Genomic DNA, 22,610 nt, shown 5'->3' with positions numbered 1-22,610 from the left:
TCGGGATGATAGGCATTTGCCAATATTTTTAAAAACAAGATAAGCGTCTTCATAAGAATTAAGCTCATGATTTCACTTAAACTTACAATACTGAATATTGATTTATTTAAATGATGATTCATTCTGTATTCAGATCTACATAAATTTAAAGCATACTCATAGGGATATATTCTGTTTTAGACTTAATTCAGGATGCATAAATGAAGTACTCATTTATACAGCAGGCTTTCACTGGCCCCGTGGATATCGTAGGGGATATTCATGGTGAGATTGCCGCGCTGGAACAACTGATCCAGGTATTAGGTTATGACCAGCATGGTCATAATCCAGAACAGCGCAAACTAATTTTTGTCGGTGATCTATGTGACCGGGGGCAAGACAGTGTTGCGGTGATCAAACGCGTCAAACAGCTGGTAGATGAAGGCTATGCACAATGTGTGATGGGTAATCATGAATTGAACCTGTTGACCGATACTTTGCGGGAAGGCAATGGCTGGTTTTTTGGTTCACCGCATCAGGATGATCTGAAACCTTTTGATTCGATCCAAGCCTCAATCAAAGATCGACAATGGATTCTGGATTTTTTAAATAGCTTACCGTTGGCCTTGGAGTCGGAGCAGCTGCGTGTTGTGCATGCTTGTTGGCATCAAGGATCAATTGACCAATTACGCAATTCTGGTTTTACTTCGCTTGGCGAAGCCTATGCTGATTTCGTTCAACATACAGCGCTGGATCTGCAAGCCTTAGGTATTAATGAATTCATCCAGATAGAGCAGCAACGCTACCAACACCAGTTCAAAGACCCGGCTGCAACTTTACCTTTATTGCAACATCTCGCAGAAAAAGAGCTGCGTGAGCAAATGCACAATCCGATTCGGGTCATTACTTCTGGTGCGGAAAAAATCGCCTTAGAACCGATTTATGCCGGTGGAAAGTGGCGGATGATCGACCGCGTGCCATGGTGGGACAGCTATACCGACCAAATTCCAGTCATTACTGGACATTATTGGCGGAACTTTAAATCTACTGAAGAAAAAACCGGTTTACTCAAATCGATCGATGCACTGCAATGGTATGGACAGCAACAAAACGTATTTTGTGTGGATTATTCAGTAGGTAAATGCTATCTCGATCGCCAACAGGGTGTCGCGTTCAGACATCGACTCGGCGCCTTAAGATTTCCAGAAAATATCTTGAGCTTTGAAGATGGCAATCAGTATTCAGTTCAGCGGTTCTGAGAAAAGGCAATTTTCTGATACAAAAAAAGCAGCTTTTCCAGCCGCTTTTTTTACAGAATCTAGATTTTATTCTGCTTCGATTATTTCATAATCATGGGTGATTTCAACACCGCCATCAGACAGCATTTTGCTGGCAGAGCAATATTTTTCAGCAGAAAGTTCTACGGCTTTTGCGACCTGTTTCTCTTTAATCGCTTTGCCGGTCACTACAAAATGCAAGTGAATTTTCGTGAATACTGCCGGAATTGTATCTGCACGTTCAGCCTTTAATTCGCAGCGTACATCGGTAATATCCTGACGAGCCTTCTTTAAAATGGTAACAATATCAAAAGACGCACAACCGCCCAGACCCGTTAAAAGCAGTTCCATAGGACGGGGACCACGGTTTTCACCACCGTATTCAGCTGAACCATCCATGATAAGGCTATGACCACTTTGAGTTTTTGCTTCAAAAGCAACATTCTCTAACCAATGAACGCTTGTTTGCATTGCAACTACCTAAAAAAAGCTATAAATTTGTCAAGTAACTGTACACTAACATAAATTGGGTTGATACGGAATTTCAATCCCACTGTGTGACAAGTTCACATTAGGTCTTGTGCGATCTATAAATTATCCATAATCGGAACTGTTAGCATGACTTCAAACTTTTCACAATTAAGCACTGATGCGCTTTCTCCGGGGCAATTACCAGAATCCGTGAAAGCACTGTTAAAACGTGCATATATTAATCGTTATCCAAAACGTACCACGATCATTGATGCAGGATCAGAATCTAAATCTTTGTATTTAATTCTGAAGGGGTCTGTATCTATCATTCTTCGTGAAGATGATGATCGTGAAATTGTCGTGGCTTATTTAAATGCGGGTGACTTCTTTGGGGAAATGGGTCTATTCGAGGTTAATCCACAACGTACTGCGGAAGTTCGTACGCGTGATGTGTGTGAAATTGCCGAAATTACCTATGAAAACTTTCACGAAATCAGCAAGCAATATCCTGATCTGAGCTATGCGGTATTTGCTCAATTAGTACGTCGTTTGAAAAATACCACACGTAAAGTCACTGATCTGGCATTTATTGATGTTTCAGGCCGGATTGCACGTTGTCTGATCGACCTGTCTTCACAGCCAGAAGCGATGATTTTGCCGAATGGCCGTCAGATTCGTATTACCCGTCAGGAAATTGGTCGCATTGTTGGCTGTTCCCGCGAAATGGTCGGACGTGTACTAAAAACCCTGGAAGAGCAGGGCATGATCGAAACCGATGGTAAAGCCATCCTGATCTTTGATGCTTCATTAGAAGAAGCATCTGAAGCAGTGGCAGATGGTGCCATAGACGAATAATCCAGATATTAAAAAGCAAATCTTCGGATTTGCTTTTTTTATGCGTCATTACTCAATACATAAAAATTTAGAACAAGCTTCTCAGAAAAGATGATTTAAGTCTCCCTTATAATTCCGATAGGCTATAGCCCACTTAATCTCAATTCACTGAATAAAATTCACAGGATGTTTTTATGCAATTCAGAACGTTGGCGGATACCGGCATTCTTTTGCCAGAAATTTGTTTGGGCACCATGACCTTTGGTGAGCAGAACACGTAAGAACAGGCTTTTCAGCAACTGGATTATGCCTTAGATCAGGGACTGTATTTCTGGGATACTGCGGAAATGTACCCGGTACCGCCAAAACCCGAAACGCAAGGTGCTACCGAGCGTATTATCGGGAACTGGATCGCTGCACGTGGTGGCCGTGACAAACTTTTTTTAGCCTCAAAAATTGCCGGACCCTCGCAAGGTGGTAGTCATATTCGGGATGGAAAAACCCGTTTTGTTGCCGATGAAATTTCAGCAGCGATTGACCAGTCGTTGTCACGCCTGCAAACGGATTATATTGATCTGTATCAGTTACACTGGCCGCAACGCCCAACCAATTTCTTTGGCAAGCTGGGTTATGGCAATGCTGAAGCGGCAGAAAATCGTGCCGTCACAGATCTCGAAGAAACTCTGACTGCCTTGCAGGATGAGATTAAAAAAGGTCGTATCCGTTATATCGGTCTGTCCAATGAAACCCCTTGGGGCACGATGAAGTTCCTACACCTCGCAGAGAAGTTAGGTTTTTCGAAATTTGTCAGTGTACAAAATCCCTATAACTTGCTGAACCGTACTTATGAAATTGGCATGTCAGAAATTGCCCAATATGAAAATGTAGGCTTGTTGGCGTATTCACCTTTGGCATTTGGTTATCTGACCGGTAAATTCCGTCATGGCGCACGTCCTGCCAATGCGCGTGTCACCTTGTTCTCACGTTTTAGCCGTTATAGCAATCCGCAAAGTGAATGGGCAACCGAGCAATATGCCCAGCTGGCAGAACAGCATGGTTTAAGTCTCACCCAATTGGCTTTAGCCTTTATCAAGCAGCAGTTCTTTGTAACCAGCACGATTATTGGTGCCACCAATCTGGATCAGCTGAAAGAAAATATTCAGGCATTTGAAATTGATCTGTCGGAAGAAATTCTTAAAGGTATTGAAGATATTCACCGTCGGCAGCCGAATCCGGCACCTTAACTCTATGCTGATTGAAATGCACCCTCATATGAGGGTGTTTTTATTTTTTATAAATTAACAAACTTGAGTCCACACAACATAGATGTCGGAAACTAAAAACGGCATAATCAAATGAACATAAGAAGATGGGCCTTAAAAATGAATCCAGAAGCCACGACATTACCAACTACAGTATTAGTAAAAGCCACGAGTCGAATAGCCGAGCAATTACAGCTTACGGAAGCGGAACTTGCTGCCATTCTCGGCGTCTCGGAGAAAGATGTATTATCGCTTGTGCAAATGAATGATTTAGCTCCGCATACGAGTGAAGGAAAACAGGTACTCGCTTTAGTGCAGCTTTATCAGCAATTGTTTAAGCTTGCTGGTGGCGATTTTGAAGTAATGCGCCTTTTTATTAATTCGCCAAATCGCTATCTAGATGATCAGTTACCACGTAGGCTCATCCAAACGCCGCAAGGATTCAGCAAAGTAGTCGATCTTCTGGAACGGATGCGACACATTTAAGTCGTCTTCTATTAAATTTCCCGAAAAAACCATTAATCTCGATCAGAAAGGAAATTCAATACAGGTCATCTGAACAAGCAAATAAAAATTCTTTTTGGCGCTCTTGAAATCTGCTTTATATATACCAATATTATTACTGATATCTGTCTCCTAATATAAATTAAGTTTTTGAAAAATATATAAAAATGATTTGAAATTTTATCAAGCGCACCCATATATCCATCAAGTAGAAAATTTGTTGTGAGGAATAACAAGAATGCGTTTTGAAAAATTTACCAATCGCCTGCAGCAAACCCTTTCCGATGCGCAATCGCTGGCCATGAGTAAGGATCATACTTCGATTGATGGAATCCATATCTTAGCCACCTTGATGGATGAGGCATCCAATGTCAGCCTGCTGCAACAAGCTGGTGCTAATCTGCGTGAGCTACAAACCAAGTTGCAAACAGCATTGAGCAATGCGGCAACCCTGACCAATCCATCAGCAGATATCAATCTCAGTCCTGAAGCGGCAAAAATATTGCATCTGGCAGATAGCTTTGCACAAAAAGCCGGAGATGAGTTTTTATCTACGGATTGGGTGCTGTTGGCACTGGCAGAAACCGGAAATACCAAAACCTTATTAAATAGTGTTGGCGTAAAGGCAGAAACTTTAGGTCAAGTGATTAATCAATTTCGAGGCGATGAAAAAGTTATGAGCAATAATCATGAAGATCAGCGTGATTCACTGAATAAGTACACCATTGATTTAACTGAACGTGCGTTGGCAGGCAAGCTTGATCCTGTGATTGGCCGTGATGATGAAATCCGTCGTACCATTCAGGTTCTGTCACGTCGTACCAAAAACAACCCGGTACTCATTGGTGAACCGGGTGTGGGTAAAACTGCCATCGTCGAAGGTCTGGCGCAGCGGATTATTAATGGTGAAGTGCCTGAAGGACTCAAAGGGAAACGTGTTTTATCACTTGATTTAGGTTCTTTGCTGGCCGGTGCCAAATACCGCGGTGAGTTTGAAGAGCGCTTAAAAGCCGTTCTGAAAGATATTGCCAAACACGAAGGCGAAATCATCCTGTTTATCGACGAGTTGCATACCCTGGTGGGTGCTGGTAAAGGTGATGGCGCGATGGATGCCGGCAATATGCTTAAACCTGCGCTGGCCCGTGGCGAACTGCGCTGTGTCGGTGCCACCACACTGGATGAATATCGTCAGTATATTGAAAAAGATGCAGCGCTGGAACGTCGTTTCCAGAAAGTGCTGGTGGATGAGCCAAGCGTGGAAGATACCATTGCGATTCTGCGTGGTCTGAAAGATCGCTATGCGACCCATCACGGGGTACAGATTCTGGATTCCGCGATTATTGCGGCGGCGAAAATGTCGCATCGTTATATCACTGACCGTCAATTGCCGGATAAAGCCATTGACCTGATTGATGAAGCAGCATCGCGCATCAAAATGGAACTCGACTCCAAACCAGAAGCTCTGGATAAACTGGAACGTCGTCTGATTCAGTTAAAAATGCAGCTGGAAGCGGTGAAAAAAGATGAAGACTCAGGTGCCAAAGCTGAGATTCAATACTTGTCCGATCAGATCGCCACAGTTGAAAAAGAGTATCATGATCTGGAAGAAGTCTGGCGTGCAGATAAAGCGCTGGTCGAAGGCAATAAAGACGTACAGATCAAACTGGATCAGGCGCGTACAGCACTTGAAAAAGCACAACGTGAAGGTGATCTGGGCGAAGCAGCACGTTTGCAATATGGCGTGATTCCAGAGTTGCAAAAGCAGCTTGAACTGGCTGAAAAAGCCGATGAAAGTGCAACGCCAAAATTGCTGCGTAACAAAGTCACCGACAATGAAATCGCTGAAGTAGTCAGTGCAGCCACCGGTATTCCAGTGGCGAAAATGCTGCAAGGGGAGCGTGACAAGCTGCTGCATATGGAAGAATTCCTGCATAACCGTGTGGTAGGGCAAGATGAAGCCGTAGTTGCGGTGTCTAATGCGGTGCGCCGTTCACGTGCCGGTCTGTCAGATCCGAACCGTCCAAGTGGGTCATTCCTGTTCCTGGGGCCAACGGGTGTCGGTAAAACAGAATTGACCAAAGCTCTGGCGAATTTCCTGTTTGACAGCGACGATGCCATGGTGCGTATCGATATGTCCGAATTTATGGAAAAACATTCGGTGAGCCGTTTGGTTGGTGCACCTCCGGGCTATGTCGGCTATGAAGAAGGCGGTGTACTGACTGAAGCCGTGCGTCGTAAACCGTATAGTGTGATCTTGTTCGATGAAGTCGAAAAGGCGCATCCGGATGTATTTAACATCTTGCTACAGGTACTGGATGATGGTCGTTTGACTGATTCGCAAGGCCGGGTAGTGGACTTTAAAAACTCTGTGATCGTCATGACTTCGAACCTAGGTTCACAGGATGTACGTGAACTGGGCGGTAATGCCACGAAAGAAGAAGTCCGTACGGTGGTGATGAATGCGGTATCGGAACATTTCCGTCCGGAATTTATCAACCGTATTGATGAACTGGTAGTGTTCCATGCGCTGGAAAAAGACCAGATTCGCGGTATTGCCGATATCCAGTTGGACCGTTTACGTCAACGTCTGGCAGAACGCGATATGCGCTTGTCGGTAGATGATACTGCTTTCGATCAGTTGATTGAGGCCGGTTTTGATCCATTGTATGGGGCACGTCCACTGAAACGTGCAATCCAGCAGCGTATTGAAAATGGTCTGGCGCAGAAAATCCTGGGCGGAGAATTCCAGCCGGGCGATACCATTCTGGTAAAAGCTGAAGCGGGTGAGTTAATCTTCGAAAAAATGAAACTTAACTAAACCGGTTCTCCTTGCAACAAAAAACCCAGCCTAGGCTGGGTTTTTTAATCTTATTTTTAACTTCGAGCATTGCAACACTTTTGTATTCTTGTTGCGGCGAGCTTTAAAGCATGGCTTAAAACTCAGCTCAGGGAAAATAAAGAAGATATCAATCGTGATGAAGACAGTTAATTCATCATCAAATTACACTTGTGGATGACGGATTTTCCAGGCACGGTGAATCTTTTGATTGCGCTTGAAGTCAGGACCAATAGTTTCTTGGGTAATTTCTTCAACATCAAAGAAGGCCAGAATTTCTTCATCCATCTCAAAACCACGATAGTTATTTGAGAAATACAAGGTACCATCAGTCGTTAAGCGATTCATGGCACGTTTTAATAGGGACAAATGGTCACGCTGTACATCAAAGGTACCGTAGAATTTCTTCGAATTCGAGAAGGTTGGCGGATCAATGAAGATCAGCTCATATTGCTCATGACCTTCTTTCAGCCATTCGAAACAGTCAGAGGCAAAGAACTGGTGTTGTTCATCCGCATGATCTACAGTTAAACCGTTCAGAACAAAGTTTTCTTTCGACCAGTTCAAATAAGTATTCGACAGATCGACGCTGGTCGTGCTCGCAGCACCGCCCAAAGCAGCATGTAAACTTGCCGTTGAGGTATAGCTGTACAGGTTCAGGAAGTGTTTGCCTTTGGCTTCACGTGCAATACGTAAACGCATTTGACGGTGATCCAGGAACAGACCGGTATCCAGGTAATCGGTCAGGTTGACCAGAATCTTGGCTTTGCCTTCCTGCACGATAAAACGTTTAGAAGCTGTACTTTGTTTGGTGTACTGGTTTTTACCTTCCTGACGTGCACGCGTTTTGATAAAGATCGCATCACGGCCCAAACCAGTCACGGCGCGAATCGCCTGTAGTGCTAGGTTAAAACGTTTCTTGGCTTTTTCCGGATCAATGGTTTTTGGTGGTGCATATTCTTGCACGTGCAAACGCTCGCCATACAGATCTACTGCGACGTTAAAATCAGGTAAATCTGCATCATAGAGACGTAAACAATGGATCTGTTCCTTGACTGCCCATTTTTTTAGAGCTTGCATATTTTTGGTCAGACGGTTGGCAAACTCCATCGCACCTTCAATCGGCTCAAACTGCTGAGGCTGCCAGCTTTCTAGGAATGGACGTACCACCGCGGCCGGTTTAACCGTACCGAAGCGGATATAAATCGGCAATTTACCATTCATCAAACGCAGGATTTGCGGATCATTGAACGCCAGCACATCGGCCTGCTCCACTTGGGAGGCAATCACAGCCGCTTTTTGATTCGGGAAATTCTTTTGCAGTAAAGCTGATAAACCCAGGTATAAAGAACGGTTTTGGGCTTTATCACCGAGACGTTCACCATAAGGCGGGTTGGTCACGAAGAATACTTTCTTGCCTTCCGCATGGAAATCAGGCCAGTCATTTAAAGTCCGTTCTTCAATCATGATATTGTCGAGTGCGGATTCAAAACCCGCCGCGATAATATTTTGTCTGGTGGCTTTAACCGCTTCCCAGTCCGCATCGAAGGCATAGAATTGTGGTAATGGATTTTCCATTGCCGCTTGATGACGTTCAGCAGCTTCGGCCTTGATGCTCATCCACAGTTCATGGTCATGGCCATTCCAGCCATTAAAACCGAAACGACGGACCAGACCCGGTGCACGGTCGGTCAAAATCATTAGGGATTCAATAATAAAGGTACCTGAACCACACATTGGATCGACAATGATGTCCGGATTTAACGCTTTTAAACCACCTTTTTGCAGAATCGCAGCGGCCAGGTTTTCCTTGATTGGGGCGTCAGTCATAAAGCGGCGATAACCGCGTTTATGCAAAGAGTCGCCAGACAGGTCCAGGCAGTAAGTATGTTCTTTCTTGCCTGCCAGAATATACATGGTAATTTCAGGCTGTTTGGTATCAATGCTTGGACGTTTGCCTACGGCTTCCATAAAGGAATCTACGACACCATCTTTGGCACGTAAAGTCGCAAACTGGGTATTGACCTTGATATCACGTTCGACATGCAAACGAATCGCAAAGGTACTTTGTGGTGCAAAAATCAGCGACCAGTCAAAGCTGAGAGCCCCTTCATAGAGTTCTTCTGCCACATCACGGGCATCATGAGAAAATTCAATTTCATGCGTGTGGATCGGCATCAAGACACGTGAAGCCAGACGTGACCACATGCAGATACGATAAGCATTTTCCAGTGTACCTTTAAAGGTTAAACGGCCTGGAAAACGCTCAATATTCTGAACACCTAAGCCTTGTATTTCTTCTTCTAATAAGGTTTCCAGACCATCGGCACAGGTGACCCAATAATTGCTTAAACGTGGAGAGGTATTCATATAATAGAGAGACCAAAAAAGATAAATAAAAAACTGCGCTAAGTTTACCGTATTTTTATATTGAAAGCTTTTGAAATTCTCTGAAAGGCCGTGGCATGTGATAGAGAAAAATAATATTCACACTATAAATTGAGGAACTGGTATGCATTTTGCTGTATACATGGCAAATCAGGCGGTCAGTCGATGGGGAGCGATGGCTGCCTGATTTTTCAATTTTATAATGGGGGTTAAGATGTTAGAGAATCAGTTACGCAACCATGACGCTTTTTCAGTGGCCACTTTAATCTATGCGCGTTTACGACGTGTTTCAGGTCGGGTGATTGATGCAATTTATCTGGCAGAGAACCTGGATTATGCCCGGCATGTGATTCAACTGGCAGAGCAGACCCAAGACCCAGATTTGAATCATCTGATCCAGCGCCTGAAAATGGTACTGGAGATTTCGGAAACAGCACAAGATTCACCAACAGAATCTGCACACCCAAGCCAGCAGGAAGGGCTGATCTCGGTCGAACCGGATGAAGACGATATCTATCGTGCACAGGTGTCACATCGTTATATTGGTGCACTGCGTTAAACCTGAGATGGGTGTGAATGCTCCAGACTGAAGCGCCCGTTGGTTTTGTACTTAAAATCAGCAAGATGCAAATCGGGTTAAATTATGTTATTGAAAAAATACAAAGGAATCTGATTTTTTGTTTTTATTGTTCAGATGCTTTTTGTACAAGTAGCAGCATGGCCAACTATAAAAATTCGCCAATCTCTGTATAATATGTTGACTTAACGCATAAGGAATCTCTCATGCACTTGGCGGCATTGCATACACCGAGCCAGATTCAACTCAATAAAGAAGGTAATCTAAAACACTTCTTGACCATCGAAGGTCTTTCTAAAGAAACCCTGACAAAAATATTGGACACTGCACAGTCCTTTTTTAATGACCAAAATCAGCTGATCACCAATAATTTGCTCGAAGGCAAAACGGTGATGAACCTGTTCTTCGAAAATTCAACCCGTACCCGCACCACCTTTGAAGCCGCTGCCAAGCGCCTTTCTGCCAACGTTCTCAATATCGATATTGCCCGTTCGAGTACTTCCAAAGGTGAAACCCTGCGTGACACCTTATGGAATCTGGAAGCCATGGCGGCCGATATTTTCGTGGTGCGTCATTCATCTTCAGGGGCAGCGCATTTTATTGCCAAGGATGTCTGTCCAACAGTGGCAATTATTAATGCCGGTGATGGCCGTCATGCGCATCCGACTCAAGCGATGCTGGACATGCTGACCATTCGCCGCGAAACCAATAAAAAATTCGAAGAAATGTCGATTGCCATTATTGGCGATATCAAGCATTCACGTGTCGCGCGTTCAGATGTGGCTGCCTTGCAAACTTTAGGTTGCCAGGATATCCGGGTGATTGCACCGAATACCTTGCTGCCATTGGGTTTTGAAGAATATGGCGATGGTGTTCGTCTATTTAACAATATGGAAGACGGCATCAAAGACTGCGACGTGATCATTACCTTACGTATTCAAAACGAGCGTATTGATTCTCCGGCACTGGCCTCGCAAGCAGAGTTCTACAAAATGTATGGCTTGAATAAAGAACGTCTTGCCATGGCCAAACCGGATTGTATCGTGATGCATCCGGGACCAATGAACCGCGGCGTTGAAATCGACTCAAGTATTGCGGATGGTCCGCAATCTGTGATTTTGAAGCAGGTGACCAATGGTATTGCCGTGCGTATGGCGGTGTTGGCTTTATCGATGCAAGGCCAGTTACAAGAACAAGGTTTGATTGAAGCGATTGCGGGTTAAGGAATAAGTCATGACTATTGTAAAAATTGAAAATGTCCGTGTTCTTGATCCGATCCAAAACACTAATTCTATCCAGACCGTGTATCTGGAAAATGGTAAATTCGTTGCAGAAACAGCAGACGTCTTTGAAACGATTGATGGTCAAGGCAAATGGTTAATGCCAACCATGGTCGATTTGTGTGCGCGTTTACGTGAACCGGGTCAACAGCAACACGGTACGCTTAAGTCTGAAGGAAAAGCGGCACGTGAAAATGGCATTTTGCACGTATTTACGCCACCCGATTCAAAGCCAATCGTACAAGATAATGGTGCGCTGATTCACGGTCTGGTCGAAAAAGCCATGCTGGATGGTGGGATCTATCTTCAAGTGATTGGTGCGCAAACCCAAGGCTTAAATGGTCAACAACCGGCAAATATGGCGGGCTTGAAAAAGGGCGGTTGTACTGCGGTTTCCAATGCCAGTGCGCCGTTTGCCAATGATGATGTGGTACTGCGTACCCTTGAATATGCTGCAGGCTTAGACCTGACGGTGGTGTTCTATGCGGAAGAACCACAAATTGCCAAAGACGGCTGTGTGCATGAAGGGTTTATTGCATCACGTCAGGGCTTGCCGATGATTCCGGCACTGGCTGAAACCGTGGCGATTGCCAAATATCTATTGATGATTGAATCAACCAAAGTACGAGCACACTTTGGTCTGTTGTCTTGCGGTGCTTCGGTGGAACTCATTCGTATTGCCAAGGAAAAAGACTTACCGGTGACCTGTGATGTGGCCATGCATCAGTTACATCTGACCGATCATTTAATTGATGGTTTTAACTCACTGGCACATGTACGTCCGCCACTTCGTTCTGAACACGATAAAGAATTATTGCGCCAAGGTGTGAAATCAGGCGTGATTGATGCGATTTGTACTCATCATGAACCGCTAAGCAGCTCTGCGAAAATGGCGCCGTTTGCTGAAACACAGCCAGGATTCACAGCTTTTGATACCTATGTGCCTTTTGGTCTGCAACTGATTCGTGAGGGGTTGTTGACTCCACTGGAATGGGTGGAAAAAGTGACCCTAGCTCCGGCTCGTGTTGCACAAATGGCAGATCGATGGATAAATGAATCAGGCTGGGTGCTGCTAGATCCGGAACTGGAATGGACCCTGAATAAAGAAAGCATCGTGTCACAAGGTAAAAATACCCCGCTAATTAATCAAAAAGTGCTGGGTAAAGTGGTTCAAACTTTTGCTGCTTAAATGATCCCAATTTTATAAAAGTCAGCTTCGGCTGGCTTTTTTTATTTTTTAAATTTTGTGTTGGTAAAATGAGTACTCAACAAAAACAGTGAAACTTTATGATATTCATACAATTATTTACATTTTCAAAAAATGGGGATCGTTACACTGATTAAATATTAAACATTAGAAAAATCAAAAGAATGGTGACGATTATGAATATAGACTTTATAGAACGCTTAAAAAGCGATGTTACGGCGATTGTGCTTCAAGGTGAAACCGAGCATTTATTTGCCAAAGATCAAGCTTTGGCTCAATTCTATCCCATATTTTTAAGTATATTGCGTGCACGTCCCGCCTGGATTGAGAATCTTGGTCAGCAACTTAATCCAAAAATTCATGAATTATTCAATGCAAATCCGGCACTCAAGCAGCAGTTTCTGGATCAAGTGGATCAGAGCGCGCCACAAGATGAAATAGAGCATACCTTGAACCGGTCAATTGTACCGACTATGAATTTTTTACAGACCGAAGCGGGTGCTTCAAGTCCGGAAGCGATTAGCCATTTGCTGGAAACCCACGCCGATTCGATTCAGCGCGCATTACCCGTCTGGGCTGGCCCTATTCTGGCAGCGCTTGGAGTTTCACCCTTGGCAGGGCAGAATTTAAATCAGGAACCTGTATTGGCGGAGCAGACCATCATTGTTCAGGAAGAGAGAAAAACCGGCTTTTTATGGCCGTTTATTATTTTTCTGATCCTGGCGGGTTTGATCCTGTTTTTGGTTCGCAGCTGTATGCAGGATGATGTTGAAGATTCAAATACCCAAGCGACCAGTGAAGTTGCCGCAGTTCAGCCTGCATCCTTGCGATTAAGTACCGGCAGCAATGGCGAAATTGTCAGTTGCCAATTACAGCTGAATAATCCGCAGTATATGGAAATTCTGCAAAACGAGATCAAACAGATCTTTAATTATAATATTGGTTGTGGCGCGCTGAGCAGTGAGATTTACCATTCAGAATTTATTGATCAGGATACCATTCCATCAGTATTGAAAGCGCTTCAGGGGATGCCAAATGTGTCACTGGACTGGATTGGCAATCAGGTTTCGGTACGTGCAGCAACCAATGCAGAGGCTGAGCGTCTGGCAGCACAAATTCGTAGTCTGGCCAAAAATGTCACAGTGGTGGCCCAGCAGCCGCTCAATAGAAGTGACGTGATTAATACTGCCAATAGCGAAGCAGAACAAGCCTTGGCCAGTATCAAGACTGATAATGTTAAAGCACTGGATGTGGCGACTGCACTGAATTTACAGATTATTAATTTTGATACGGCATCGACTGAAGTTCCGGAAGTCAATAAACTGGTGCTGGATCAAGCTGCTGCATTATTACAACGCGCGCCTCATGTGATTCTGAAAGTCACAGGACATGCTGATGCTCAAGGCAGCGAAGCAGAGAATAAGGTGCTGTCCGTACAGCGTGCTCAAGCGATTACCAGTTATCTCGTTGGAAAAGGGGTCAATCCTGCACAGTTACAGGCAGTTGGCATGGGAGAGGATCAGCCGGTTGAACCCAATGCGACACCTGCTGGACAGTTTCAGAACCGTCGCGTGACCTTTGAGGTCGTGAATACTGAAACGGGAATTGTGCGTGAAGTAGATGATGAAGGTGTGGTTGAGAAGACAGGAAATTAAGAGAGTGGCCTAAATAAAAAAGGACGAATCTTCGTCCTTTTTTATTGTCTTAAATTAAGAAAATACCGGCGGGCTATAGGTTAGCGTTCTTCCCAGGAACCAGAGCAGGAACAGTACCAAAGGCAGATGGAAAATCAGCTGGGTAACCGTAAATCCAATCACATCTTTGGCTTTTAATTTCAGAATACCCAACATCGGCAGCATAAAGAAAGGATTAATCAGATTAGGCAAGGCTTCTGCTGCATTATAAATCTGCACTGACCAGCCTAGATGCACTTTCAGGTCATGTGCAGCCTGCATCACATAGGGTGCTTCGATAATCCATTTGCCTCCACCGGATGGAATAAAGAAGCCCAGGATCGCTGAATAGAGTCCCATCACGATGGCAAAGGTTTCCTGCGAGGCAATGGAAACAAAGAATTCGGCAATGTAATGTGACAATGACAGATCGGCCGGGTTTAGCGCATTGGTCATCATAAAGGCAATACTGCCATACAATGGAAACTGGATCAGTACCCCAGAAATGGCGGGTACGGCTTTGGATACCGCATTCAGGAAATTTCGCGGTGTACCGTGTAAGGCCACGCCCAAAATCAGGAAGATAAAGTTATAGGTATTTAAGCTGGAAATGGCCAGAATCGGATTGCTTTTGGAAAATTCGTTAAACATCCAGACTGCGCCCAGAATCACAATCAGAATGCTTAAAATGGGTGAATTTTCCAGCCAATCCCCCGGTCTTTTTTCGGCAGATACTTCCGGTTTTTCTTCTTCAATCTGAATCGGGAAGTGCTCAATGGTTTTAATGTCAGACCCTTTAGGTGCTGACCAGTAAGCAATCGCAATTGAAGCTACAATCAGTACCGCCGTCATGATCATGGATTGCGGCAGGAAAATGGTTTCGGTAAATGGAATCACGCCCGTCAGATTATAAATCGGTTCAGGCAGACTGCTTTTATTGGCCTGTAACTGTGCAGCTGAAGAACTGATGCCCAGTGCCCAGGTCGCACCCATCCCGATAATCGCGGCAGCCGCAGCAGCGCGGTAATCCATGTTAAGCTCTTTACGCTGTGCCAGTGCAATCACTAGGAGTGCAGTCAGTACAGTACTCATGGCCCAATTAATCAGAGAAATTAACAGGCTGACCGTGGCGACCAGGACAATCGCACCACGACCGGAATGTGGCAGGCGCGCCATTTTCTGGATCAGAAGCTGGACAGGCTTAGATACGGAAACCACATAACCGACCACGATCAGCATGCACATCTGCAAGGTAAAGGGAATCAGGCTCCAGAAGCCGTCTCCAAAGGAAATCGCGACATCCTGTGCCGGTGCACCAATTCCGATGGCGGCAATCGCCACAATGATGACGCCAAGCAGAGCAAAAATATAAGAATCCGGAAACCATTTTTCAGACCAGTCGCTGACGCGCAAGGCGAAGCGCTGCAAAATATTTTGTTGAGTTTGCATGATTAAAATCCATTTATTCTGCGATTATTATTTTGAAATGAAACAGCTATATATAAAAAAGCCCTTAAGATGCTTCATTCTTAAGGGCTGGCTGGATCAGGCAGCGTTACGTAGTAGCGCTACCCCCGTGACTTTTTGAATCTCTTCAAAACTTACCTCTGGTGCCAGTTCAACCAGTCGAATTCCATCAGGAGTAACATCCAGTACACCGAGATCGGTAATAATCCGGTTCACCACAGCTTGGCCGGTAAGGGGCAGGCTACATTGCGGTACAATTTTCGGTGTACCATCTTTGGCGCAGTGTTCCATCAAGACCACGACCTTTTGTACACCCGCGACCAGATCCATGGCACCGCCCATGCCTTTGACCTTTTTGCCTGGAATCATCCAGTTGGCCAGATCACCAGTTTCGGACACTTCCATAGCACCCAGAATGGCAATATTGACATGACCGCCACGGATCATGGCAAAGGAGTCGGCACTTGAGAAAAATGAAGCACCTTTACGCGCGGTAACCGTCTGTTTACCGGCATTGATCAGGTCGGCATCCACTGTCTCCTCGGTTGGAAATTCGCCAATCCCCAGCAGGCCATTTTCCGACTGCAGCCAGACATTGATATTTTCCGGAATATAGTTCGCGACTAGCGTCGGCAGGCCAATCCCTAGATTGACGTAGAAACCATCTTCAAGCTCTTGTGCCGCGCGCTGCGCCATTTCATTACGTGTCCAAGCCATGATCAAGCCTCCGCCTTTAAAGTCATCTGTTCAATACGTTTTTCCGGTTGAGCATTCAGGACTATCCGGTTCACATAAATTCCCGGAAGATGGATTTCGTCCGGATCCAGCACGCCAATTTCGACAATCTCTTCGACTTCAGCAATGGTAATTTTGCCGGCCATGGCACAGACCGGATTAAAGTTCTGGGCGGTTTTACGGAAAATCAGGTTGCCGGCTTTATCGGCCTTATAGGCTTTAACCAGAGCAACATCAGCTGTTAAAGATTCTTCCAGAATGTAAGACTTGCCATTAAATTCACGGACATCCTTACCTTCAGCGATCACGGTTCCGACACCCGTCGCCGTATAAAAAGCCGGAATACCGGCACCGCCAGCACGTAATTTTTCTGCCAGTGTACCCTGTGGGGTCAGCTCAACTTCCAGTTCGCCATTTAAATATTGACGTTCGAATTCCTTGTTTTCACCGACATAAGAGGAGATCATTTTTTTAATCTGTTTTGTTTCCAGTAAAAGCCCCAGACCGAAGCCGTCTACACCGGCATTATTGGAAATACAGGTCAAATTTTTGGTACCAGTTTCTTTTAGGGCCGTGATCAAAGCTTCTGGAATACCACATAGGCCGAAACCACCGACAGCCAGAGTATGACCATCTTGCACCACATCCTTTAAGGCGGATTGAGCGCTGTCATAAACCTTGTTTGACATCTTGTCACCTCTATTGTTATTACAGCAGACTTAAATCTACTGTTTATATCCTTATGGGTTGCTTAAGTTTATTTTGCTCAAGCATGATTATTGTTAAGCACAGGCTTTTTGCCAGTAGGCATTGGCATAATTGGATGGATTATTGCGCTGCAAGACTTCACTGATATTACGACTGGCCTGCATCAGTGCATCCAGCTGAATACCGGTTTCAAAGCCCATATTCGAGAGCAGGTAATACAGGTCTTCGGTCGAGACATTGCCAGATGCACCTTGGGCATAAGGACAGCCACCCAGTCCAGCAATGGAGGAGTCAAAGACCCGAATGCCTTGCAACAGTGACTGATAAATATTGGCAATCGCCATGCCGTAGGTATTATGGAAATGACCTGCCAAAACTTTAGTATCAAGTTCAGCCAGACAAGCCTCCCAGACATTTCTTACCCGATCCGGTGTTGCTGTACCAATGGTTTCACCCAACGACACTTCATAGCAGCCCATCTCCAGCAAACGCTGCGTGACTTTCACCACCTGCTTGGGATCAATGGCACCTTCATAAGGACAGTCCACCATGCAGGAAACATAGCCACGTACCTTAATATCATTGGCTTTGGCTGCTGCCATGACATCGGCAAACTTCTCGAAGCTTTCATCAATCGAGCAGTTGATGTTTTTGCGGGTAAAGCTTTCAGAAGCTGCAGTAAATACCGCCACTTCCTTGCAACCCACAGCCAGTGCCGATTCAAAACCTTTCATGTTTGGGGTTAATAAACTGAACTGAATATTCGGATCTTGGGGTAGGCTGGCAAAGAGCACATCACTGTCTGCCATTTGCGGTACCCATTTGGCTGAAACGCAGGAGCCGACTTCGATGGACTGCAGACCGGTTTTCATCAGGTCCAGAATCAGGTTTTTCCGGTCATCCAATGTCAAAGGTATTTTTTCATTTTGCAGGCCATCGCGTGGCCCGACCTCTACGATTTTGACAAAATCCGTCATGCCACTTCCTCCGCCAGAGGCTGGAACTCGACCAGTTCATCACCGGCTTTAACCTGATCACCCTTCTGAAAATATGAGCTTGCGATGATGCCGTCATGCGGTGCGCGAATCGAGTATTCGATCTTCATGGCTTCCAGCGTCATCAGCACATCATCTTTTTTGACTTTGTCATTGGCTGCCACGAGCACCTGGGTAATGACACCTGGCATTGGTGCGATCAGGTTATTTTCCGTGCCTTGTTCATCCTGATTATTAAAATCAGACTTCAAGTAATTAAACTTATAGCTTTGACCATTCTGGAACAGGGTAATGCCTTGCTCACTCTGGCTAAAAGCCAGTTTTTGCTGTTTGCCTGCCAGTTGTAACGCCAAAGTATGGGCATCGACGAGTTTTCCTTGAATCTCAATCTGCTGACCGTTATAGCTGGCGACAAAGCCTTGATCCTGAGTGCGGAACTGAACTTTCAGGTTGATGCCATTGCGTTGTAATTGCACTGTATGGCTATTTTGCTGGTTTAGGCGCCAGAATGCTTGCTGCTGCCATACCGGATTGCTTGGAGCGGGATTCTGTGCCTGACGTGACAGAAGTTCAATCAGTGCGGCACTAACTACCAGTTCGGCACGGATATCCGCAGAAGGTTTGAGCAGAGATTCTTCTTCACGCTGAATCAGGCCAGTATCTAAATGTGCATTTTTAAAAGAGTCACACAGCACCAAGCGATCTAGAAAAGCGATATTGTTACCCAGACCATCGACATGGAACTGACCCAGTGCATGATGCATTTGGGTCAAGGCTGCTTCACGATTTTTACCCCAGACAATCAGTTTGGCAATCATCGGATCATAATAGGTGCTGATTTCATCGCCTTCGACAATGCCACTATCAACGCGGACATGGTCATTTTGCTCCGGATAATGCAGGTAGCTGATCTGACCAATCGCAGGAATAAAGCCTTTTTCCGGTTCTTCGGCATAAACACGGGCTTCGAGTGCATGTCCATGAATCTGCAATTCATGCTGCTGCTTCGGTAAAGGTTCACCAAAGGCCACGCGCAGTTGCCATTCCACTAGATCCTGTCCGGTAATCATTTCAGTGACAGGATGTTCAACCTGAAGACGGGTGTTCATTTCCATGAAGTAAGCTGTGCCGTCTTGCTCCACGATAAACTCGACTGTACCGGCACCGACATAATTTACTGCACGCGCAGCATCGATTGCCGCCTGACGCATCGCCTCCAGTTTGTCTTCCGGCATTTTCGGTGCAGGCGCTTCTTCCAACACTTTCTGATGGCGACGCTGTACCGAGCAATCACGTTCGAACAGATGTACATAATTGCCGTGGGTATCACCAAACACCTGCACTTCAATATGACGTGGCTGAATCACATAACGTTCAATCAGAACGTCTTCATTGCCAAAACTTGAACGTGCTTCACTCTTGCATGAAGCAAGCGAGCTAAGAAAATCTTCGCTGCGTTCCACCAGACGCATGCCTTTACCGCCACCGCCGGCACTGGCCTTGATCAGTACCGGATAGCCAATATTGTCTGCCTGCTGTTTCAGGAAGTCGGCATCCTGATTGGTACCATGATAGCCGGGGGTTAGAGGCACACCGGCTTTTTCCATCAGCGCTTTAGAGGTGGCCTTTAGACCCATTGCCAGAATGGCATCGACTGGCGGGCCAATAAAGACAATATTGTTGTCCTGACAGGCCAAGGCAAACTGGTCATTTTCGGACAGGAAACCATAACCGGGGTGAATCGCCTGGGCACCAGTGTTTTTGGCTGCCTGAATAATGCGATCAATTTGCAAATAACTTTGTGCTGCTGGCGATTCACCAATATAGATCGCTTCATCGGCCAGTTTCACATGTTGTGCCTGAGCATCGGCATCGGAGTAGACGGCAACGGTGGCAATTCCTAATTTCTTCGCTGTACGAATCACACGGCAGGCAATTTCACCACGGTTGGCAATTAAAATCTTCTCAAACATTGTAGGATCCTTCTCGTTGTTATGCCGTGGTCTTGATCCAAGCCGGGCTTTGTTTGTTCAAAAATGCATTCAGTCCATTTTTCGCCTCATCTCCCTGGCGAATATGGGCAATATGCTGTGCTGTTTTAAGCAGTAAATCTTCGGTCAATACCTGTTGGTCAACCAGTTGAATCAACTGTTTGGATGCGCTCTGTGCAGCAGGTCCACCAAGTAAAAGTGCTTCCACAATTTCATCAATTTTGCTGTCGAGCTGTTCCGGTGTGGTGACTTCATGTGCCAGTCCAATGCTTTTGGCCTGTTCAGCAGAAATGCGCTCGGCAGTCAGGAAATAACGCGATGCCTGACGTGCACCAATCGCACGAATTACATACGGGCTGATGGTCGAAGGTGCCAAGCCTAAACGTACTTCCGACGTCGCAAACTTGGCATCTGTACTGGCGATGCAAATATCACAGGCCGAAGCTAAACCCATGCCGCCACCAAAGGCAATGCCGTGTACCCGGGCAATGGTTGGCTGTTTTAAGGTCGCCAGACTTTGCAGCATTTTTGCCAGTTTGAGAGCATCCGCTTCGTTGTCTGCCTGTGATGCCTGACCTGCCTGTTTCATCCAGTTCAGATCCGCGCCAGCAGAGAAACTCTTGCCTCGGCCTGCCAAAATCACCACACGCACATCATCATGGTCATTTAAAGACCGGAAACAGGCATGCAGTTCTTCAATGACTTGAGTATTAAAGGCATTGTGCAGTTCAGCACGATTAATCCAGACCGTCGCGACCTGATCCTGCTGTTCGAGCTGTAAAAATTGATATGTCATTTTGTCACCTCTTACATACGGAACACGCCGAATTTGGTTGGCTGGATGGGTGCATTGAGTGCTGCAGCTAGACTCAAGGCTAAGACTTCACGTGATTGCGCCGGATCAATCACACCGTCATCCCATAAACGCGAAGACGCATAATAAGGATGGCCTTGGCGTTCGTACTGGTCACGAATCGGCTGTTTAAACTGGTCTTCTTCTTCAGCTGACCAAGTTCCGCCTTTTTGCTCAATCTGGTCACGTTTTAAGGTCGACAAGACGCTGGAGGCCTGTTCACCGCCCATCACTGAAATACGCGAGTTTGGCCAGGTCCACATAAAGCGTGGCGAGTAAGCGCGTCCACACATACCATAGTTGCCTGCACCAAAAGAACCGCCAATCACTAGAGTCAGTTTCGGTACATTGGCATTGGCGACGGCCATCACCAGCTTAGCACCATTTTTGGCAATGCCTTCATTTTCATACTGGCGGCCGACCATAAAGCCGGTAATATTTTGCAGGAAAATCAGCGGAATATTGCGCTGGGTACACAGTTCAATAAAATGTGCGCCTTTTTGGGCAGACTCGGAAAATAGAATGCCATTATTGGCAATAATCCCGACCGGCATGCCATAGAGCTTGGCAAAACCGGTCACCAGGGTAGTGCCGAAACGTGCCTTGAACTCGTCAAAACGTGAGCCATCGACAATACGCGCTATCACTTCACGGATATCAAAAGGCTTGCGCGCGTCACTCGGCACAATGCCGTACAGTTCCGAACTGTCAAACAGCGGCGCTTCGATTTCATCTGCGGTCTTGTTTGGCTTTTTGTTCAGGTTGGCCACGATGTTGCGGGCAATCGCAAGTGCATGTTCATCGTTTTCAGCCAGATGATCAGCCACGCCAGACAAACGGGTATGCACATCACCACCACCGAGATCCTCACTGGACACCACTTCACCAGTAGCTGCCTTAACCAGAGGAGGGCCGCCGAGGAAAATGGTGCCCTGATTGCGGACAATAATGGTTTCATCTGACATGGCAGGCACATAAGCACCGCCTGCAGTACAGCTGCCCATCACCACTGCAATTTGGGCGATACCTTGGCTCGACATACGTGCCTGATTGTAGAAAATACGGCCGAAGTGATCGCGGTCTGGAAATACTTCATCCTGTAAAGGCAAATATGCACCGCCTGAATCCACCAGATAAATACAAGTCAGATGGTTCTGTTCGGCAATTTCCTGGGCACGTAAATGCTTTTTCACTGTTAATGGATAATAAGTACCGCCTTTCACCGTAGCATCATTGGCGATGATCATGCAGGTCACACCGTTGACCTGACCAACACCAGCGACCACACCTGCGGCAGGAACATCATCCTGATACACCTGATAGGCAGCCAGCTGACCAATTTCCAGAAAAGCGGTTCCTGGATCGATCAGGTGATTAATCCGTTCACGGGGGAGTAATTTGCCACGGTCCAGATGTTTTTGACGGGCAGTTTCGCCACCACCCAAAGCAATTTTTTCAACTTTCTGTTTTAGGTCATCCACCAGTTGCAGCATGGCAGTCTGGTTGGTTTTAAACTCTTCACTACGTATATTAATTTTGCTCGATAACTGATTCATGACGAACATCCTTGTTT

The 22,610-nt window shown here is 45.7% G+C and carries 17 protein-coding genes and 1 pseudogene; 9 read left to right on the top strand and 9 right to left on the bottom strand.

The features are described from left to right. Positions 1-200: 200 nt before the first annotated feature. Positions 201-1,238 carry a metallophosphoesterase gene (locus tag NI462_RS03095; RefSeq protein ID WP_253159031.1) on the top strand — a complete coding sequence of 346 codons (1,038 nt, stop codon included), beginning with the start codon at positions 201-203 and terminating at the stop codon, positions 1,236-1,238. Positions 1,239-1,304: 66 nt separating this feature from the next. On the opposite strand, the gene NI462_RS03090 is transcribed toward NI462_RS03095, so the two are convergent. Continuing rightward, entirely contained in the window at positions 1,305-1,727 is a 423-nt protein-coding gene (locus NI462_RS03090) for an OsmC family protein (protein ID WP_004280142.1), read from the bottom strand. 147 nt (positions 1,728-1,874) lie between these two features. On the opposite strand from NI462_RS03090, the gene crp reads away from it, so the two are divergent. The 4 genes and pseudogenes from crp to clpB all read left to right on the top strand — a co-directional run bounded on the left by crp (position 1,875) and on the right by clpB (position 7,145). Continuing rightward, complete coding sequence (gene crp / locus NI462_RS03085; RefSeq protein WP_004280141.1) at positions 1,875-2,582, top strand: cAMP-activated global transcriptional regulator CRP; 708 nt, start codon at positions 1,875-1,877, stop codon at positions 2,580-2,582. 173 nt (positions 2,583-2,755) lie between these two features. Continuing rightward, positions 2,756-3,805 (top strand): annotated as a pseudogene (locus tag NI462_RS03080) (NADP(H)-dependent aldo-keto reductase). 138 nt (positions 3,806-3,943) lie between these two features. Then, the gene (locus tag NI462_RS03075; RefSeq protein WP_253159029.1) at positions 3,944-4,309 is read left to right on the top strand and encodes an antitoxin Xre/MbcA/ParS toxin-binding domain-containing protein; all 366 of its coding nucleotides are present in this window, start codon (positions 3,944-3,946) and stop codon (positions 4,307-4,309) included. Positions 4,310-4,565: 256 nt separating this feature from the next. Continuing rightward, complete coding sequence (clpB, locus tag NI462_RS03070; protein WP_253159028.1) at positions 4,566-7,145, top strand: ATP-dependent chaperone ClpB; 2,580 nt, start codon at positions 4,566-4,568, stop codon at positions 7,143-7,145. Between the two features lie 183 nt (positions 7,146-7,328). Here clpB and rlmKL read toward each other — a convergent pair whose 3' ends face one another. Then, the gene (gene rlmKL, locus NI462_RS03065; protein WP_180038903.1) at positions 7,329-9,533 is read right to left on the bottom strand and encodes a bifunctional 23S rRNA (guanine(2069)-N(7))-methyltransferase RlmK/23S rRNA (guanine(2445)-N(2))-methyltransferase RlmL; all 2,205 of its coding nucleotides are present in this window, start codon (positions 9,531-9,533) and stop codon (positions 7,329-7,331) included. Between the two features lie 232 nt (positions 9,534-9,765). On the opposite strand from rlmKL, the gene NI462_RS03060 reads away from it, so the two are divergent. From NI462_RS03060 to NI462_RS03045, 4 genes are all read left to right on the top strand, one after another. Further along, positions 9,766-10,110 carry a hypothetical protein gene (locus tag NI462_RS03060; RefSeq protein WP_004280135.1) on the top strand — a complete coding sequence of 115 codons (345 nt, stop codon included), beginning with the start codon at positions 9,766-9,768 and terminating at the stop codon, positions 10,108-10,110. Positions 10,111-10,334: 224 nt separating this feature from the next. Beyond that, the gene (locus NI462_RS03055) at positions 10,335-11,351 is read left to right on the top strand and encodes an aspartate carbamoyltransferase catalytic subunit (protein WP_004280134.1); all 1,017 of its coding nucleotides are present in this window, start codon (positions 10,335-10,337) and stop codon (positions 11,349-11,351) included. A gap of 10 nt (positions 11,352-11,361) precedes the next feature. Beyond that, complete coding sequence (locus NI462_RS03050) at positions 11,362-12,597, top strand: dihydroorotase (RefSeq protein WP_253159026.1); 1,236 nt, start codon at positions 11,362-11,364, stop codon at positions 12,595-12,597. Positions 12,598-12,779: 182 nt separating this feature from the next. Beyond that, a complete protein-coding gene (locus tag NI462_RS03045; RefSeq protein ID WP_253159024.1) occupies positions 12,780-14,270 on the top strand; it encodes an OmpA family protein in 1,491 nt (496 codons plus the stop codon). Between the two features lie 54 nt (positions 14,271-14,324). Here NI462_RS03045 and NI462_RS03040 read toward each other — a convergent pair whose 3' ends face one another. The 7 genes from NI462_RS03040 to NI462_RS03010 form a co-directional block, all read right to left on the bottom strand. Beyond that, the gene (locus NI462_RS03040) at positions 14,325-15,737 is read right to left on the bottom strand and encodes a short-chain fatty acid transporter (protein ID WP_004646585.1); all 1,413 of its coding nucleotides are present in this window, start codon (positions 15,735-15,737) and stop codon (positions 14,325-14,327) included. 96 nt (positions 15,738-15,833) lie between these two features. Further along, positions 15,834-16,472: a CoA transferase subunit B gene (locus tag NI462_RS03035; RefSeq protein ID WP_005262069.1), complete on the bottom strand. Its 639-nt coding sequence runs from the start codon at positions 16,470-16,472 to the stop codon at positions 15,834-15,836. A 2-nt stretch (positions 16,473-16,474) separates the two neighbouring features. Beyond that, the gene (locus NI462_RS03030) at positions 16,475-17,179 is read right to left on the bottom strand and encodes a CoA transferase subunit A (protein WP_253159022.1); all 705 of its coding nucleotides are present in this window, start codon (positions 17,177-17,179) and stop codon (positions 16,475-16,477) included. A gap of 93 nt (positions 17,180-17,272) precedes the next feature. Continuing rightward, on the bottom strand, positions 17,273-18,175 hold the full coding sequence (locus tag NI462_RS03025) for a hydroxymethylglutaryl-CoA lyase (RefSeq protein WP_180038900.1): 903 nt from the start codon (positions 18,173-18,175) through the stop codon (positions 17,273-17,275). Beyond that, the gene (locus tag NI462_RS03020) at positions 18,172-20,166 is read right to left on the bottom strand and encodes an acetyl/propionyl/methylcrotonyl-CoA carboxylase subunit alpha (RefSeq protein WP_253159020.1); all 1,995 of its coding nucleotides are present in this window, start codon (positions 20,164-20,166) and stop codon (positions 18,172-18,174) included. The genes NI462_RS03025 and NI462_RS03020 overlap by 4 nt, the downstream gene beginning before the upstream one ends. A 19-nt stretch (positions 20,167-20,185) precedes the next feature. Further along, on the bottom strand, positions 20,186-20,980 hold the full coding sequence (locus tag NI462_RS03015) for an enoyl-CoA hydratase/isomerase family protein (RefSeq protein ID WP_253159018.1): 795 nt from the start codon (positions 20,978-20,980) through the stop codon (positions 20,186-20,188). Between the two features lie 11 nt (positions 20,981-20,991). After that, positions 20,992-22,593, bottom strand: coding sequence for a carboxyl transferase domain-containing protein (locus NI462_RS03010; RefSeq protein ID WP_005107314.1), 1,602 nt, complete (start codon positions 22,591-22,593; stop codon positions 20,992-20,994). Between the last annotated feature and the right edge of the window lie 17 nt (positions 22,594-22,610).

The organism is Acinetobacter lwoffii (assembly GCF_024129715.1).
GTDB classification, from domain to species: Bacteria; Pseudomonadota; Gammaproteobacteria; order Pseudomonadales; family Moraxellaceae; genus Acinetobacter; species Acinetobacter lwoffii_U.
Note: the sequence above shows the minus strand (reverse complement) of the source record. Positions and strands in the feature narration are given on the sequence as shown.